Here is a 1,218-nt window from a genome sequence, read left to right as displayed (position 1 = left end):
GGTGCACTCAACCCGTCAGCGCAACAGGGGCTCCAGCCTATCGGCCGGCGTGTCGAAGTCGAGGGTCTTCCGGGGCCGCGTGTTCAACTTCACGGCGATTTTGTCGAGGTCCTCCTGGGTCAGGTGTTCCATGCTCGTGCCCTTGGGCATGTACTGACGCAACAGGCGGTTGGTGTTCTCGTTCGTGCCGCGCTGCCAAGGGCTGCGCGGGTCAGCGAAGTACACGCTCAGGCCGGTCGCGGCGGCAACGTCCTTGTGTCCGGCCAGCTCCATGCCGCGGTCCCAGGTGAGAGATTTCCTGAGCTCGGCGGGCAGATCGAGCATCTTGGCGGACAATCTCGCGGTGACGGTGGCCATGTCCCGCCCGTCGAGCTGGACGAGGACCGTGAACCGGGTGGAGCGTTCGACGACTGTGGCGATCTGGGTCAGCCCGCGGCCGAGGAGAAGGTCGCCTTCCCAGTGGCCGGGGATCGCGCGATCGTCTGCCTCGGCAGGCCGCTCGCTGATCGAGACCGCCTCCTTGATCTGCGAACGCCACTGCCCCTTAACGGTGTTGTGAATGTTGCGGCGCGTCGGGCGGCCGGACCTCAGATGCTTCTGGAGCTCCTTGGCGAGCACGCCGCGAGCCTGGATGAACAAGGACTTGTAGATCGTCTCGTGGCTCACCCGCATCCCCGATCCGGCAGCATGGACCTTGGCCAGATGGCCGGAGATCTGCTCCGGTGACCAGTCTTCGGCAAGCTTCTCAGCCACGAAGTCCCGAAGCGACTGGCTGGAGGCGAGCAGGCACGGCTGCCGGCGCCGGGCGCGGTCCCAGGCGCGGTCCTCGGCATCCACGGCCCGGTAGCGTGCGGGTCCCTTGTTGCGGGCGATCTCCCGGCTGACGGTCGAGGCGGCACGTCCCAGGGTGCGGGCTATCTCGCGGATCGAGTCGCCCCGAGCGAGACCGCGCGAGATCGACTCCCGCTCATGAAAGGTCAGTTGGCCCGGCCTCCGTTGCCGGATCGGTGGAACGTATCCGCCGTTGGACTTGATGATCGTGAAGATCGATCCAGGCGGCCTGCCCAGCGCCCGTGAGATCTCGCTGATCGACTCACCGGCTTTCCAGCGATCCCACAATTCTCGCTTCTGTGTGTCCGACATGCCCGGACGACCCAACCTCGCCATGCGCCACATCCTCCGTCACCTGGGATGTTGCGCTGACGGGTTGAGTTCACC

Annotated in this window: 1 protein-coding gene; it reads right to left on the bottom strand. The window is 66.0% G+C overall.

The annotated features are described in order from the left end of the window. Positions 1-15: 15 nt before the first annotated feature. On the bottom strand, positions 16-1,167 hold the full coding sequence (locus tag IE98_RS0141510; RefSeq protein ID WP_030277919.1) for an IS30 family transposase: 1,152 nt from the start codon (positions 1,165-1,167) through the stop codon (positions 16-18). Between the last annotated feature and the right edge of the window lie 51 nt (positions 1,168-1,218).

The sequence above is a fragment of the Streptomyces sp. NRRL B-24484 genome, assembly GCF_000717715.1.
Taxonomy (GTDB): domain Bacteria; phylum Actinomycetota; class Actinomycetes; order Streptomycetales; family Streptomycetaceae; genus Kitasatospora.
Note: the sequence above shows the minus strand (reverse complement) of the source record. Positions and strands in the feature narration are given on the sequence as shown.